At 40.3% G+C, this 18,660-nt stretch carries 4 protein-coding genes; 1 reads left to right on the top strand and 3 read right to left on the bottom strand.

Annotation, left to right across the window (positions count from 1 at the left end; genetic code table 11):
* Nucleotides 1-3: 3 nt before the first annotated feature.
* The gene (locus tag E7A03_RS06215) at nucleotides 4-10,344 is read right to left on the bottom strand and encodes an ESPR-type extended signal peptide-containing protein (protein ID WP_316073865.1); all 10,341 of its coding nucleotides are present in this window, start codon (nucleotides 10,342-10,344) and stop codon (nucleotides 4-6) included.
* Between the two features lie 466 nt (nucleotides 10,345-10,810).
* Nucleotides 10,811-16,912 carry an ESPR-type extended signal peptide-containing protein gene (locus E7A03_RS06210; protein ID WP_316073864.1) on the bottom strand — a complete coding sequence of 2,034 codons (6,102 nt, stop codon included), beginning with the start codon at nucleotides 16,910-16,912 and terminating at the stop codon, nucleotides 10,811-10,813.
* Nucleotides 16,913-17,616: 704 nt separating this feature from the next.
* Between E7A03_RS06210 and E7A03_RS09965 the strand changes: the two genes are divergently transcribed.
* The gene (locus E7A03_RS09965; protein ID WP_004692901.1) at nucleotides 17,617-17,883 is read left to right on the top strand and encodes a hypothetical protein; all 267 of its coding nucleotides are present in this window, start codon (nucleotides 17,617-17,619) and stop codon (nucleotides 17,881-17,883) included.
* 117 nt (nucleotides 17,884-18,000) lie between these two features.
* Here E7A03_RS09965 and E7A03_RS06200 read toward each other — a convergent pair whose 3' ends face one another.
* The gene (locus E7A03_RS06200; protein ID WP_004692902.1) at nucleotides 18,001-18,645 is read right to left on the bottom strand and encodes a hypothetical protein; all 645 of its coding nucleotides are present in this window, start codon (nucleotides 18,643-18,645) and stop codon (nucleotides 18,001-18,003) included.
* Nucleotides 18,646-18,660: the final 15 nt, after the last annotated feature.

Genomic DNA, 18,660 nt, shown 5'->3' with positions numbered 1-18,660 from the left:
GATTTACATGCCTAAACGACTCATAATAAGAGCTAATTGTCGTTTAGTTTCTTCGTTATCTTTCTGTAGACGAAGGTTGTCTTCTTTCAATGCCGCATAGTCTGCAGTTAATTTTTCATCCTGCGCTTTCATGCGTGCATTTTCAGCTTTCAAAGCAGTCATTTCATCCTGCATTACGTACATAGAGCTGATAGGACCGCCCTTGTAGCGCTCAGGAATAGCCTTCTTCTCATCAGAAGAACCGAATTTACGAGTTACACCGGCATTCACCATATTATGACGACTACCAACAGATACGCCTGCATGGAACATAGTATCTTCCGATGTATAATGTGCAACACCTAACGCCGCTGCGGTTTCACCTCTGTAATTGCCGATACCAGCCATCACTTGAGTTGGTTCTAACGGATCATATTGAATCGGTTTCAACGCAGACATAGCTGCCGCATGAGCACCTACACGTTGCGTTTCGCCCGCCACGGAATTAATAGCATTAGCCATTCCTTCCGTAACACCCTTCAATTGATTTACGTTAACCGCATCCGTGCCGTTTACACCAGGGCCTACATTGCTAATTGTTTTACCACCGTTATTCAATCCATCTTTAGTAAGGCTTACGGTGTTACCGCTAGCAGGAGTAATGGTTATGCCACTGCCGTTTACAACCGTAGAGTTACCTCCAGCATCCTTAGTAGTTACAGATGTAAAACCTTTCAAATCTTTCGCCATACGAACTTTAAGATTAGTCCCGTCAGATACGACGCCTACATTATCTTCGGACGTCAACTTGCTAGCATCAGTAATGCCACCGACTACGTTTACCTGTTCGTTAAGCTTTTTGTTAATCACATTACCGGAATCGCCACCGTATTTCATACCATCGTCTTTGGTTGCCACTTGATGTGTCTTGCCCTGTTCATCTTGGTACTTAATACGAGTAATAGCATTGCCTCCGAGATCAGAATCACCCTTATCAGCAGTTATATCCGCATTGCGACCATCTTTGCCAGTTAAACCGATGTGACCAACGCCGTCTTTGCCCGACATAGATACAGCATCTTTACCGTCTTTACCTGTAACAGCTACTTTGCCGTCTGTACTATTCGCAGCGTCTGGACCTGTAATGGAAACGCCATCTTGACCATTTTTGCCGACTTTCACCTTATCAGTCGTTACCGTATCGGCAGTGACCGTTTTGGTAGTAATGCTATCGGTCTTAAGATTCTTAGCCATTTTAATAGTAACATTACCATTTTCGGCTACTGTTTTAATATTTTCTCCAGAATAATCACTATCGGCCCCTTGGCCTTCACCTTTTATGGTAACCTTTTGACCTAAATCACGGTGGAAATCACCTGTATTACCGGCAAAATCCATGCCTTTCTTCGTAATGTCATCACCTAAATTATTAATCTTATTATCCAAGGCTTTATGGGACTTCTGCAATTGATCTTCTGTAGCAGCACGACCACTTGTGATATTGTTAGGATCCCAATCTTTGTTTTCCAAACCTGTCACATGACCGTCCTTGCCATCAACAGAGACCTTACCTGCTGCAATCTTACCATCTTTACCATCAATAGTTACCTTGTCGCCAGCCTTAATTGTACCGTTTGTACCGTCAATCGCCACATTACCAGCCTTGATTGTGCCCTTATCACCATCGATTTCAACTTTATCACCTGCTTTAATGGTGCCTTTGTTGCCGTCGATTGTAACCTTGTCACCGGCTTTGATTGTACCGGTTGTACCATCCATCGCAATTTGTTTCGTAGCATCAGATCCCATTGTTATTTGGTCTTTGAGGCCCACTTTGTAATTTGTAGAGCCATCACCATTAGTGGTCTTATCTACTTTAATATTATTACCTTCTGTTACGATTGCCTTAGCAGCGTTAGCCGCTGTATCCAATTGAGATTTATTAACCGCATCCTTAGGATTTGTACCGTCAGCTACGTTTGTAATCTTATTGCCGGCTGCATCAATACCATCTTTCGTCATAGATGGACCATTGGTAATCTTCACGCCGTCCTTTGTAATAGCAGTCAACGGGTTGCCATCCTTATCTTGAACGGTCATGCCTTCACCATTAACAACGGTTTTACCGTTTGCACCATTAGTGCCATTGTTGAAAGTTATGGAATCTAGGCCTTTCAGATTTTTTGCCAAACGAACATTAAGGATATTATTTTTGCTAATAACACCGATATTGTTTTCGGTCAACTCAGATTCATTGGTGACACCACCCTTAATGTCCAATTGTTCATTAAGTTTCTTCTTGATGGTAGTACCGGAGTCACCACCATATGCCATGCCATCATCTTTGGTTGCCACTTGATGGGTTGTGCCATTTTCATCTTGGTATTTAATGCGCGTGATTTCATTTCCATTAACATCAGCAGCGCCTTTATCAGCGATAATATCCGCACTGCGACCATCTTTACCAGTTAAACCGATGTGACCTACACCGTCTTTACCGGACATAGACACTACATCCTTGCCGTTTTTATCTGTAACAGCTACTTTACCGTCGGTGCCATTCGCCGCATCCGGACCTGTAAGAGATACGCCGTCCTTACCGTCTTTGCCGACTTTCACAGATTCAGCCTTAAGGTTTTTGTTCATTTTTACATCAATTGTTGTATTACCTGTTGCAGCATCTTGTTTGATGAAAGTCTTAATATTGTCACCGCTATAGTCGGCATCAGCAGCTTTTCCTTCACCTTGAACAGTGATAGTAGAGCCTAATTTATTAGTTTGTACACCGCCTACATTGGCATTGAATTTAAGGCCTGTATCAGTTTGACCTGCCAAGGCTTGTTTCAATTGGTCCTCTGTTGCAGCACGACCGGATACGACATTACTTGCATCCCAAGTCTTATTATCAAGACCTGTTACGTAGTTACCCATATTAACAGGGCTTGCACCATCGGACTGTTTACCCATGGTTACAGTGCCAGCTTTCACAGTTTCCGCTGCCGTAACAGTGGTAACGTTAAGGTCTTTCTTCAATTTAAGGCCAATCTTCGTATCGTCACCGGTTTGCGTGATTTCCGTCGTAATATTGTCGTCGCCGTTTACTGTTACCTTAGAGCCTAGTTTATTCGTTTTTTCAGCGTTATTATCTGCGTCAAAACGAAGGCCTTTATTGGTAAGTTCAGTTTTAGCGTCATTAATATTATTGTTGAGTTCAGTTTTGGTATCACTGATATTTTTATTCAACTCGGTCTTAGCATCGCTAATATTTTTATTTAACTCAGTTTTAGCGTCATGCAATTGACCGCCGTTAACCGCATCTTTAGAATTAGCCGCAATATTACCATCAGCAACATTGGTAATCTTTTGGTCGTTCGCATTAATGCCATTTGGAGATACATAATTCTTACCGCCTACGGTCAAACCACCACTATTGATGGTTGTACCGCCAGCTGTTACGCTATCTAAACCAGTTAATGTTTTAGCCAACTTCACGTTCAATGTGCCTGTGCCATCAGATACAACACCAATATTATTATCCGTTAAATCTGTAGCCGCAGCTCCACCTTTAATGGCAACAGTACCACCTAGCTTCTTATTGATAGTCGTACCAGAGTCACCGTCAAAGTTCAAGCCTTTATCCACTTCGGATTTAGACGCCACATCTTTAATCGTTACGGTTTTTGTTTGATCTGGATGATTCTTATCTTGAACTGTCAATGCTACGTCACCGTTGGCATCTACAGTGTAGTCACCATTGGAACCCGCCGTAGGATTCGCAACGAGACTAAAGTCTGTTGCACTAGCACCTTGTTTCTTAACTTCATCACTAACCGTTTTCAATTGATCTTCCGTTGCTGCACGGCCAGATGCAATCGTAGGGTTATCAATGCTCCACGCCTTATTATCAAGACCTGTTACGTAATTACCCGTATTAGCTGGAGTTACACCATCGGCTTGTTTACCCATGGTTACAGTGCCAGCTTTCACAGTTTCCATAGCCGTAACAGATGTAACATTAAGATCTTTCTTCAATTTAAGGCCAATCTTCGTATCATCACCGGTTTGCGTGATTTCCGTCGTAATATTATCGTCGCCGTTTACCGTTACCTTGGAGCCTAATTTATTCGTTTTTTCATCGTTATTATCCGCGTCAAAACGAAGGCCTTTATTGGTAAGTTCAGTCTTAGCATCATTAATATTATTGTTGAGTTCAGTTTTAGTGTCACCAATTTTTTTATTGAGCTCAGTCTTGGTATCACCGATGTTTTTGTTTAATTCGGTCTTAGTATCACTAATGTTTTTATTTAATTCAGTCTTTGTATCAACGATATTTTTGTTTAACTCAGTTTTGGCTTCATGCAGTTGACCACCGTTAACCGCATCTTTGGAGTTTGCCGCTACTTCACCGTTAGCCACATTGGTAATCTTTTGGTCATTTGCATTGATACCGTTCGAAGATACATAAGTCTTACCACCTATGGTCAAACCACCACTATTGATGGTTGTACCGCCAGCTGTTACACTGTCTAAACCAGTTAATGTTTTTGCCAACTTCACGTTTAATGTGCCTGTCCCGTCAGATACAACGCCAATATTATTATCCGTTAAATTGGCAGCTGCAGCTCCACCTTTAATGGCAACAGTGCCACCCAACTTTTTATTGATAGTTGTACCAGAATCACCGTCAAAGTTTAGACCTTTATCTACTTCGGATTTAGACGCCACATCCTTAATCGTTACGGTTTTTGTTTGATCAGGATGATTCTTATCTTGAACTGTCAATGCTACGTCACCGTTGGCATCTACAGTGTAGTCACCATTGGAACCCGTCGCTGGATTAGCAACAAGACTGAAGTCCGTTGCATTAGCACCTTGAGTTTTGATAGCTTCAGTAACTGTCTTCAATTGATCTTCTGTTGCAGCACGTCCGCTGACAGCAGTAGGATTAGTTACACTCCATGTCTTATTATCAAGACCTGTCACGTAATTACCCGTATTAGCAGGAGTTGCACCATCGGATTGTTTACCCATGGTTACAGTGCCGGCTTTCACAGTTTCCGTAGCCGTAACAGATGTAACGTTAAGATCTTTCTTCAATGTAAGGCCGATTTTTGTATCGTCGCCAGTTTGGCTGATTTCCGTCGTAATATTGTCGTCACCGTTTACAGTTACCTTGGAGCCTAATTTATTCGTTTTTTCGTCATTATTATCTGCGTCAAAACGAAGGCCTTTGTTGGTAAGTTCGGTCTTAGCGTCATTAATATTATTGTTGAGTTCAGTTTTAGTGTCAGCGATGTTTTTATTCAACTCGGTCTTAGTATCGCTAATGTTTTTATTTAATTCAGTCTTTGTATCAGCGATATTTTTGTTTAACTCAGTTTTGGCTTTATGTAATTGACCACCGTTCACCGCATCTTTGGAATTCGCCGCAATTTCACCATCAGCCACATTGGTAATCTTTTGGTCATTTGCATTGATACCGTTCGAAGATACATAAGTCTTACCGCCTACAGTTAAACCACCAGCATTAATAGTTGTACCACCAGCTGTAACACTATCTAAACCAGTCAATGTTTTCGCTAACTTCACGTTCAATGTTGTGCCATCAGATACGACACCGATATTATTATCCGTCAAGTTCGCAGCCGTAGCACCACCTTTGATGCTGAGCTTATCGCCCAACTGTTTGTTAATTACAGCGCCGCTATCTCCATCGAAGTTAAGACCTTTAGCGATAGTCGTATTAATCGTAGAGATAGCATTTCTATTGGTCGTAATATCTTGTGTATTTTGAGCGATATTTTGTTTATTTTGTGCAATATCAGTCGTATTCTTGCCAATATCGGTTGTATTCTTGGTGATATCAGCCGTATTTTTAGCTATATCTTGCTTATTCTTACTGATATCAGTCGTATTCTGAGCTATATCAGTCTTGTTCTTAGCTATATCTTGCTTATTCTTGCCGATGTCAGTTGTATTTTGAGCTATTTTGTCCTTGTTTGTATTAACTTGTGTATTAACAGACTTCAACTGATCTTCCGTTGCAGCACGGCCGGTTACGGCTTGAGGATTATCTACATCCCAAGCAGTATTGGTAAGACCTGTTATCGTGCCTGCAGTACCATCAACAGATACAGGATTAGCAGTTCCTAGGGTGATTTTATCGCCTAGTCCGATTGTAAATTCCTTACCACCAGCTGCATTTGTACCTTCTTCTACAGTGATATTGCTGTTTTTAGCTTTCACAGTACTTGCCTTAGCAGTTCCACCGATAGCATCCTGCAACTGACTAAAGTTAACCGCATCAGTAGGATCTGTGCCTTTTGCTAGACCGGTAATCTTTTGATTATTCGCATTGATACCGTTCGTCGTCACATAGGTCTTACCGCCTACAGTCAACCCACCACTATTAATAGTCGTTCCGCCAGCTGTTACGCTATCCAAACCGGTTAATGTTTTAGCCAGCTTCACATTTAATGTGCTGCCATCAGATACGACACCGATATTATTATCTGTAAGATCCGCCGTAGCACCACCTTTAATGGTAACAGTGTCGCCTAATTTTTTATTAATCGCAGCACCGCTATCACCGTTAAAGTTTAATCCTTTATTGATATTAGTTACATTTGTATTGACCTTATCATTAACGGATTTCAACTGATCTTCTGTTGCAGCACGACCACTTACAGCTTGAGGATTATCCGCATTCCAAGACTTATTATCGAGCCCTGTCACAAAGTTACCGTTTGCACCACCGGCACCACCTGATTGTTTGCCCATAGTCACAGTGCCAGCTTTCACAGTATCAGCGGCAGTAACAGTAGTAACATTGAGATCTTTCTTTAATTTAAGACCGATCTTAGTATCGTCACCAGTTTGACTGATTTCTGTCGTAATATTATCATCGCCATTTACCGTTACCTTGGAACCCAGTTTATTGGTCTTAGTTCCACCTGTATCCGCATCAAACTTGAGACCGGTATTAATCACATCATTCTTCGCTGTCGATATATTATTGTTTAGCTCGGTTTTTGCATTATCTATATTGCCGTTCAGTTCGGTTTTAGCGTCATTAATATTTTTATTGAGTTCAGTTTTGGTATCACCGATATTTTTGTTTAATTCAGTCTTAGCATCATTAATGTTGTTATTTAATTCGGTTTTAGCCGCATGAAGTTGACCGCCGTTAACTGCCTCTTTGGAGTTAGCCGCCACGTCACCATCAGCAACATTAGTTATTTTCTTGTCGTTTGCATTGATGCCGTTCGGAGATACATAGGTCTTACCACCTACGGTTAACCCACCACTATTGATCGTTGTACCACCAGCCGTTACGCTATCCAAACCGGTTAATGTTTTAGCTAGTTTTACATTTAATGTGCTGCCATCAGATACGACACCGATATTATTATCCGTCAAATTCGCAGCCGCTGCACCGCCCTTGATGCTAAGCTTATCGCCCAACTGTTTGTTAATTACAGCACCGCTGTCTCCATCAAAATTTAGACCTTTAGCAATAGTTGTATTGATTGTAGAGATAGCATTTTTATTAGTCGCAATATCTTGTGTGTTCTGAGTAATATTTTGCTTGTTTTGTGCAATATCAGTCTTATTTTTACCGATATCAGTAGTATTTTGAGCTATATCAGTCTTGTTCTTAGTTATATCTTGTTTATTCTTACCGATATCAGTCGCATTTTGAGCAATGTCAGTTGTGTTCTGAGCTATTTTATCCTTATTTGTATTGACTTGCGTATTAACAGTTTTTAACTGATCTTCCGTTGCAGCACGACCAGTTACGGCTTGTGGATTATTTACATTCCAAGCAGCATTAGTAAGTCCTGTTACAGTTCCTGCGGTTCCGTCCACAGTTACAGGATGTGCCGTACCTACCGCAAGTTTATTGCCCAATCCAACAGTGTATTCCCTACCACCATTCACATTGGTACCTTCTGTTACGGTTACATTTGCATCCTTTGATTTTACTGTAGTCGCCTTTGCAGTACCACCGATAGCACTTTGTAATTGACTGAAATTAACCGCATCGTTAGGCGCTATACCATTAGCAACACCAGTAATCTTTTGATTATTAGCATTGATGCCATCAGGTGTTACATAGGTTCTAGCACCTACACTCAAACCATTTTTACTAATAGTAGTATTTCCTGCATTAACGCTCTCTAATCCTGTTAAATATTTTGCCAACTTTACAGTCAATCTACCGGTACCATCGGATACAACACCAATATTATTATCGGATAATGCCCCTGTAGCACCGCCTTTAATGACTAAAGTATCACCTAATTTTCTCTTAATCGAAGCACCTGTATCGCTGCTAAAATAGAGCCCTTTTTCAAGAGTATTATTGATAGTGTTAATATCATTCTTATTAGTAGTAATATCACCTTGTATTTTTGTGATATTTCGTGCATTGGCACCAATACGGCTTGAGTTATCTGAGATATTCTGCGTATTTTGATTAATAAAATACTGATTGGAATTAACTCTCTCATTAACCCGCTTTAACTGATCTTCCGTAGCAGCACGTCCTGTAACAGGTGCTGGATTATTTACATTCCATGATGTATTGGTAAGACCTGTGACCGTTCCTGTACCACTATCTATGGTTACAGGATGCGAGGCCGCCCCTTTCCCTACAGTAATCTTATAATTTAAGCCAACAGTATACTCCTTACCACCTTTCGCCGTTGAGTTTTCTTTTATCGTAATATTACCATCATCATTTGCTTTTACTATGGCTTCTTTAGCTGTACCGTTAATTGCGCGTTGCAACTGACCGTAGTTAACTGCATCCTGACTACCGCTACCGTCTGCAACACCTCTAAGCTGTTGATTATTGGCATTAAGACCACCTGTTGACACATAGAGTTTACCGCCTACAGACACCCCTTTATTATCAATCGTAGCAGTTCCTGCTGTTACGCTATCCAAACCAGTTATTTTTTTAGCCAATTTCACATTTAGTGTGCCATTTCCGTCTGCTTGAACCCCAATATTGTTGTCAGCCAAAGCACCGGTAGCGCCACCTTTTATTCTTACTGTGTCACCTAATTTTACTTGGTTCTGAACAAAGTTATCACCATAAAAGAACAATCCTTTATCGATATTGTCCTTATTATATCTAATAGCATCGTGGATCGTGCTTTTACCTGTAAAGCCGATATCACTCATCGTTAATTTACCGGTATCAGGATCGAGCGCTGCATTACCGCCAAGGATATTTTTAGTAGTAGTGGCTAAATTGCCTAAGCTATTTGCTACGGCATATAGCTGACTACCATTAATAGCATCTGTAGACGAAGAATTCATACGCCCTGCTGCCACATTGGTAATCGTACGTTTTACCGTATCATTACCGATACTAACAGTAGAATCCGCATTGCCACCAGCTAAATTCTTATACCACAAACCATTTACAAGTTGATTCGGTGTACTATGAGTATCCGCAGTCGCAGAATTAGTACCTAATGCAACTGAACGATTATGATTTTTATTTACCGTCGTATTTCTGCCGAGAGTAACGCTATCCTCTGCATAGCTAACTGCACGATTACCGATGGCAATACTATTTTTCTGAACTGAATCAGAATTTGTACCAATAGCTAAAGAAGAATCCTCACGTGCATTACTTTCCCAGCCCATTGCAATGGAGTTGAGTCCTACTGCATAGGAGTTTACACCAAGAGCTCTGGACCCTTCGCCCTTAGCTTGTGCATTATTACCGATTGCAACACCCCATTTACCTCTTGCTTGCGATCCATTACCAATCGCTACTGCACCAGCACCGCCTGCTTTAGCATCATTACCAAAGGCCATGGAGGATCCACCCCAAGCTCTGGCATTGGTACCAAATGCTTGATCATTATCAGCTCCTATATAATTACCCGCCTCATCATATCCAGCCCAAGAGGTATTCCCGAGGGCAAAACCATTTAAAGAGGCTACCTTTGTCGCATTTCCTATCGCAACACCATTATTGACTTCAACTGTTGCATTTCTTCCGATTGCAATGCCTTGCACATTACCAACATTAGCCCTATTAGTTTTTGTAACAGTAGCCCCTGTCCCCAAAGCCACACTGTTATCTGCCATTGCTGTACTATTGTCACCTATCGCTACAGTGCCATTTTTAGCCTGAGCACCGGCCCCTTGTACAATAGTACTCCCATGCACGATCATTGGAGACATCACGGACATACACAAAGCCGCAGCGATTACAGGCCCTGACATCTTGGCAAATACCGTTGTCATTGTCGAGCGTTTCGACATATTTTTCGCTGTTTCAGCTACAACGACATAACATCCCTTTGTACGACTCCAGATTACTTTAAAAATTCGGTTCATCTCGTCTTACTCCTTGCATAAAACTATCAGATTATATGAATATAATAAAATATTTTATAACTATTTTAAAAAGTAAAAATACAGTTAATATATGGCTATTTACCGATGCATATCATATTAAACATATCATATTCTATGGTAAAAGTAAAAAATTTTTCACGCTACACTCACTTCCAAATCATAAATATTTATGAATATACAAAAACACCATCATATACTTTATGAATATGCTAAATGTACTAATTTTTTCGCATAAAATTAACTTCATAAAAAAATGTATTTCACCTTAGTAAACTATTATGATCCAATTATTACTCACCTATTTTAATTACATTACAAATTAACCATGACATATATATGCTCATAACAGCCATTTAAACTATTTTTTTATATAGAAAAAGGCGCCAAAAGCATTTCGCTTTTGGCGCCTTTTATAAGCACTGCCGTATCAATATGTTATTTCATATTATTTCAAGCCCGCTTGTTGCATCAATAATGCAATTTGTGCTCTCATTTCTTCATTGTCGCGTTGTACTTTTTCGTACTTAGCTTTCAAAGCAGTCATTTCATCTTGCATTACGTACATGGAGCTAATAGGGCCACCTTTGTAACGTTCAGGAACTGCTTTCTTAGCATCAGAAGTACCGAATTTACGAGTTACACCAGCATTCACCATGTTATGGTGGCTACCAACAGATACACCTACATGGAACATTGTATCTTCTGCTGTGTAATGTGCAACGCCAAGAGCCGCCGCAGTTTCACCTCTGTAATTACCGATACCAGCCATTACTTGAGTTGGTTCCAATGGATCATATTGAATAGGTTTCAATGCAGACATAGCCGCTGCATGTGCGCCTACACGTTGTGTTTCGCCTGCTACGGAGTTAATAGCATTAGCTAAACCGTCTGTAGCACCTTTCAATTGATTTACGTTAACTGCATCAGTGCCGTTTACACCAGGGCCTACATTGGTAATTGTATTACCGCCGTTGTTGAGGCCATCTTTAGTAAGGCTTACAGCATTACCGCTAGCAGGTGTAATTGTTACACCGCCACCGTTCATAACAGTAGTATTACCTGAAGCATCCTTAGTGGTTACTGTTTCAAGGCCTTTCAAGTCTTTCGCCATACGAACCTTAAGGTTACCAGTACCATCGGATACGACACCTAAATTGTCTTCTGTAGTCAACTTGCTAGCATCAGTAATGCCACCCACTACATTAACTTGTTCGTTAAGCTTTTTCTTGATTACGGAACCGCTATCGCCACCGTATTTCATACCATCATCTTTAGTTGCCACTTGGTGGGTCTTACCGTTTTCGTCTTGGTACTTAATACGAGTGATGTTGTTACCGTCTAAGTCTGGATCACCTTTATCAACGGTAATGTCCGCATTACGGCCGTCTTTACCAGTTAAACCGATATGACCAACACCATCTTTACCGGACATGGATACAGCATCTTTACCGTCTTTGCCTGTGATACCTACTTTGCCGTCTGTACCATCAGCACCGTTAGGGCCTGTAATGGATACGCCATCTTGACCGTTTTTGCCAACTTTTACTTTATCAGTAGTTAAGCTGTCAGTCTTAAGGTCTTTCGCCATCTTGATATTAACATTACCATCTTGGTCGGCTACTGTTTTAATATTTTCACCAGAGTATTTATCGTCAGACTCTGTACCTTCACCTTTGATAGTAACCTTTTGGCCTAAATCACGGTGGAATTCACCTGTATTACCGGCGAAATTCATACCTTTTTTCGTAATTTCATCACCTAGGTTAGTAATCTTATTATCCAAGGCTTTGTGAGATTTTTGCAATTGGTCTTCTGTAGCAGCACGACCGCTTGTGATATTGTTAGGATCCCAATCTTTATTTTCCAAACCTGTCACGTAGCCGTCTTTACCATCAACAGATACCTTGCCTGCCGCAATCTTACCATCTTTACCGTCGATAGTTACCTTGTCGCCAGCTTTAATGGTACCGTTTTCACCGTCAATTGTTACATTGCCAGCTTTAATTGTGCCTTTATTGCCATCGATTGTAACTTTATCACCAGCCTTGATGGTACCTGTAGTACCGTCCATCGCGATTTGTTTCGTAGCATCAGAGCCCAATGTCACTTGATCTTTAAGACTTACTTCATAGTTCTTGGAACCGTTCGCATTGGTGCTAGGTGTCACAGTAATATTATTACCTGCCGATACCGTTGTAGATGCAGCTGCTGTAGCTTTATCCAATTGAGATTTATTAACTGCATCGTTAGGGTCTGTGCCGTCAGCTACATTCGTAATCTTGTTACCGCCGTTATTTAAGCCGTCTTTTGTAAGACTTACTGCATCGCCACCAGCACGATTGATGGTCATACCATCACCATTGATAACAGTATTATTACCACCGTTTGTGAAAGTAGCAGATGTCAAGCCTTTCAATTCTTTCGCCAAGCGCAATTTCAATGTATCGGAACCGTCAGAAACTACACCAATGTTATCTTCAGCAGCTAATTTGCTTTCATCGGAGATACCACCCTTAACATTCACTTGATTGTTAAGTTTCTTTTTAATTACATTACCTGTATCGCCGCCGTACATCATACCATCATCAAGGGTTGCAAGCGTATGTGTATTGCCATCTTTATCTTCAGTCACTAAACGATTAATGCTTGTACCATTTACACCGTTTTTAGCGTCGCCACCTTTAAGTGTAACGCCATCTTGACCCGGTTTACCAGCAATAGCCACACTATCAGCTTTGAGGTTTTTGTTCATCTTCACATCGATAGTTGTGTTGCCATTTTTATCTTGTGTAATGAAAGTTTTAAGGTTTTCACCGCTGTAGTTAGCATCAGCATCATTACCTTCGCCCTTAACAGTAACCGTAGAGCCAAGTTTATTAGTTTTTACACCGCCACTGTTAGCGTCGAATTTCAAACCTTTATTAGTTAATGCATCTTCGCTATCTTTGATTCTATCTTTCAAGTAATCCACATTAACCGCTTCGCTGCCATTATTACCTGTCGCATACGCCACATTTGTTACGTGAGTACCACCAGTCTTATTACCATAGGCAGGGCCTTCATAAGTTACTTTTGTGTAATCTGGACTGCCAGCAGGATCCAAGTCATACTTAACAGCACGATCGTTTAATTTTTCGAGGCTAGATTTAGACGCAACGTCCTTAATCTTAACAGTCTCTTTTGTACCTGCATGGTTTTTATCCTCTACAGTCAAGTCAACATCACCGTTAGAATCAACTGTATAAGCATTATCTGCAGCAGCTGTATTTTTCACCAAACGGTAATCTGTAGCAGCAGCACCTTGGTTCTTAACAACATCACTAATCTTTTTCAATTGATCTTCTGTAGCAGCGCGACCGCTTACAGGATTAGTTGTATTCACATCCCAATCTTTATTATCAAGACCAGTTACATAGTTGTTAGAATCAGCGTGTTTACCCATTGTTACACCGCCGGCTTTCACAGTATCTGTAGCCGTCAATGTTTGAACATTAAGATTTTTGTTCAATTTAACGCCGATTGTAGTATCATCGCCGGTTTGCGTAATTTCAGTAGTAATATTACCATCACCATTTACTGTTACTTTAGAACCAAGTTTGTTCGTTTTTACATCGTTATTATCAGCATCGAAACGAAGGCCCTTGTTGATAAGTTCATTTTTAGCATCGTGCAATTGACCGCCGTTGACTGCATCTTTGGAATTAGCAGACACATCCCCGTTAGCAACATTCGTTACCTTTTGGTCATTTGCATTGATACCTGTTGGAGATACATATGTTTTACCACCTACAGTCAAACCGCTGTTGTTGATAGTAGTACCACCAGCTGTAACGCTATCTAAACCGCTTAACGTTTTCGCCAATTTCACATTCAATGTGCCATTGCCATCAGATTCAACACCGATATTACCGTCGGATAATGTGCCTGTTGCACCGCCTTTGACAGACAGTTTTTCACCTAATTTTTTATTGATAACTGCACCGGAGTCACCATCAAAGTTCAAACCTTTATCAATAGCAGTTTTATTAGTGTTAACTTTATCATTAACCTTTTTCAACTGATCTTCTGTAGCACCGCGACCGGATACAGCCACAGGATTATCTACATTCCAATCTGTATTTGTAAGGCCTGTTACATGACCAGCATCACCGTCTACAGTTACAGGGTTTGCAGTACCTACGGTAATTTTATTACCTAAACCAACAGTATATTCCTTACCGCCTGCTGCGTTTGTACTTTCTGTTACAGTTACATTCGCATCCTTTGCTTTTACAGTGGATGCTTTGGCTGTACCGCCGATAGCAGCTTGTAATTGTCCATAGTTAACTGCATCATTAGTGCTACTACCATCTGCAACATTAGTAATCTTTTGATTATTCGCATTGAGACCTGTTGTAGATACATAGTTCTTACCACCTACGGTCAAGCCACCATTATCAATCTTAGTATTACCAGCTGTAACGCTATCTAAGCCTGTCAATGTTTTAGCTAATTTCACATTCAATGTGCCATTACCATCGGATACAACACCGATATTACCGTCAGACAATGTGCCTGTAGCACCGCCTTTAACAGTTACAGTATCACCTAATTGTCGATTACTTACAGTGCCTGTGTCGCCAGCAAAGTTCAAGCCTTTATTAATCTTTGTGTTAATAGTGGAAATATCTTGCTTATTTTTAGCGATATCAGTTTTGTTATTCGCAATGTCGCCAGCATTTTTTGTGATGTTTTGCTTGTTAGTATTGATATCTCCAGCATTTTTATCGATGGCAGCTTTATTGGTATTAACTTTATCGTTTACCTTTTTCAACTGATCTTCTGTCGCAGCACGGCCGGATACAGCTACAGGATTATCTACATTCCAGTCTTTATTTTGAAGGCCTGTTACATGGCCTGTAGTACCATTAATCGTTACAGGGTTCGCTGCACCTATTGTAACGGTGTTACCCAAAGTCATATTAATAGTTGTATCACCATTAGCTTGTGTAATTGCGGCATTAATATTGTTGCCGTCACCTTTGATGGTAACTTTAGAACCTAATAGATTATTTTTCGTGCCACCTGTATTAGCATCAAAGTTAAGGCCTTTATCTATTGTGTCTTTATTGAATTTAATAGCATCGTGAATCGTGCCTTTACCTGTGTTACCGATATTGCTCATCGACAAGTTACCCGTATCAGGGTCAAGCGCTGCATTGCCACCTAAAATGCCTTTTGTAGTACTTGCCAAATTACCTAAAGTATTAGCAACACCATATAATTGGCTACCGTTGATTGCATCTGTAGATTGTGCATTCACACGACCGGCAGCTACATTTGTAATGGTACGTTTTACCGTATCACTACCTACACTGATTGTGGAATCAGCAGAACCGCCGGCATAGTTTTTATACCATAAACCATTTACCAATTGATTTGGTGTGCTTACTGTAGCATCAGTCTTGGAGTTAGCACCTAGTGCAACGGAACGTTCATGTGCAGCATTAGCAGATACACCTAATGCCATAGAGTTTGTTTGCTCAGCTTTACTGCTTAAACCTAATGCTACAGCACCTACCGCACCAGTAGATGTAGAAGATTGCACACCTATTGCTAGGGAATTACCACCAGATGCAACAGAACCATCACCAGCCGCGATATCAGCGTAGCCATTTGTAGTACTACCCCAACCGAGTGCAGTAGAGTGAGAGCTATTAGTTGTAGCATTCGTCCCCAATGCAGAAGAGCCCTGTTTCAAAGCTTTAGAGCCATTACCGATAGCTACCGCCCAATCACCTCTAGATTGAGAACCGTTACCTATAGAAACCGCACCACCACCACTGGATTTCGCATCATTACCGAACGCCATGGAAGAACCACCATAAGCACGTGCATTGGAACCGAAGGCTTGGTCATTAGGAAGACCTATCAATTTATTGGTTTCATCATAGCCGGCACGCGCATTATTACCAAGAGCAAAACCATTAAGAGATGCCACGCGTGTTTCATTACCTAATGCTACACTGTTATTGGTAATCGAACGAGAGTTATGACCGATAGTTACAGCTTGTGCACCATCAGCACTAGTACCGGAACCAACAGCAATTGCATTAACAACCTTGGTCGTTGCACCTTGACCGATGGCGATACCACCTGTTCTTTGATCTGCTGGAACATCTGCCCCTTTGGCAACATCAACAGTTACAGTTGCACCTTGTCCGATAGCAATACCGCTCTGTGTTTTACCTTCATCAGTATCACCTCTACCTACAGATGCATTAGTACCGATTGAAATACTATAGTCACCCTTAGATGCCGTATTATCACCGATAGCAATACCACCGTCATTTTCAGCTTGTGCACCGTTACCTCTTGTAATAGGTGCCCCTAAGGCATCGGTAGGCATCATAACGCCTGTCAGCATAACGGCAACTGCTGTAGCACCTACCATTTTAGAGAATACAACCGACAAAGAAGAACGTTTCGTCATGTTCTTTGCTGTTTCTGCCACAACAACATAGCAGCCCTTTGTGCGATTCCAAATCACTTTAAATACTCGATTCATTAATCTTTCTCCTATAAAACTTATAAAACTTACTAACTAACTATCTACATATTTAATGAAATAACAATGATGTATCGATGATGTATTAAGAATTCATCGACATTCTTGAATGTGTATATCTAAAATACCACATATTACGGGAAAAGTAAACTTTTTTTCATTTTATTTTCATAAAACTTTTGTGTTTAAGTTATTAATAATTTCGATAAAATTAAATATACTGAATATTCTGCATAAATGCTGTATTTTTTTACTATTATTCACCAACTTTCATAAATAATACTAATATGCTCCATAATTATGTACCAATATTACACCATATATAATCAATTTATTTTCTCTTCATCATTCTGATTTATGATAGATCATATAATAGAATGATATCTTTTCATAAATGGATATCGTACAGTGTTTCTGCCATTTTGACTCAATGTACGTACACAATTACTACATACCTACTTAAGCCAATTAACTATTGCACAATCAATAAAGGTAGCATTTTATTATATAGTAAAAGGAATGACAGGTGAAATTCAAATCGCCTTCATTCCTTTTTTTATTCCAAGTCCCTCTAAAGGCGTATCGGCGGGCTTTATAGGCTTTATAGAAATAGAGCATATGTGTATAAAAACAATTTATACGATTACTCCATGTGTTTTTTAATTTTTATTGTTATACTGAAAGCAGAAAGGAGGAAGAAATCTATGTCAGAACTCAATATCTTACAACAAAATATAGATAAACCAAATACGGTTACCGAAGAAGATATCGTAGTTACACGAGATAATCAAACTTTCACAATCAAAGGTCGCTTTAATGGGGAAGAAGGCGTATTCACATATGATGCGGACGTTCAACCTAACGATCAGTTACAATTTCTGCATCACAACTTTACGGCCATCGTAAAAAAAATTACATATAAGGTGATTCAAGGTCAGCGAATCACATTGATTGCAAAATTATATGCATAAAAATATCGGGGTATTGTTAATACAAACAACACCCCGATATTTTTTATCGGTCATACAATTATAAGAAATACAATACAACACAACAACACTTAATTCTTATAATTGGATAATCTAAAATTATTGAATTGTTGGTGCATTAATCGCTTTACGAAGATCCACTGTGTGAAGTTCGTCCATCGCAGGAGCTGCTTTTTCATCCACAGGTTTCACGCGATTATTGCCGTCTTTCATAGCTTCATTCAAGCTGAAGATCACCATTTCGTTCATGTAGAAACGCAATTCATCATCATGTACATTGGCTGTATTGCGATCCAAGATATCGATGATTTGTTGCGCATAGTCTAATTTAGCGTCTTCAGATACAGTCGCATGTTCTGTAAAGAACTGTTTGTAATCATTATACAAACGATCTAACGCCAAACGACCATAGCTATCATTTTTATAACGATGGCTCACGATGTACCAGCTGCGGCGAACGTTCATGTAGTACAACACATTGTTACGGTAACGCTCTTGACCAGTCATAACGCGGGAATCATCCATGATACGTTTGCCCTTTTGGTCCAATTGGAATTGTGTGAAAGCATTAACAACGTCGCGAACTTCTTCGCTAGGTACAGGAACAGCTACTTCCGCTTCAATTACGTTTAATGGTTCAGCCGGTTGTTCTGGCATCATCAATCGATCTTGAGCCGCATCCGCTTGACCTACCGCGCATACACAAGCAAGTGCCAATACAGGCATAAATGTTTTGAATTTCATAAATCCTCCTAATGA

Origin of the sequence: Veillonella parvula, from assembly GCF_032472435.1 — a bacterium.
In the GTDB taxonomy this organism is placed as follows: Bacteria; Bacillota; Negativicutes; order Veillonellales; family Veillonellaceae; genus Veillonella; species Veillonella parvula_N.
Note: the sequence above shows the minus strand (reverse complement) of the source record. Positions and strands in the feature narration are given on the sequence as shown.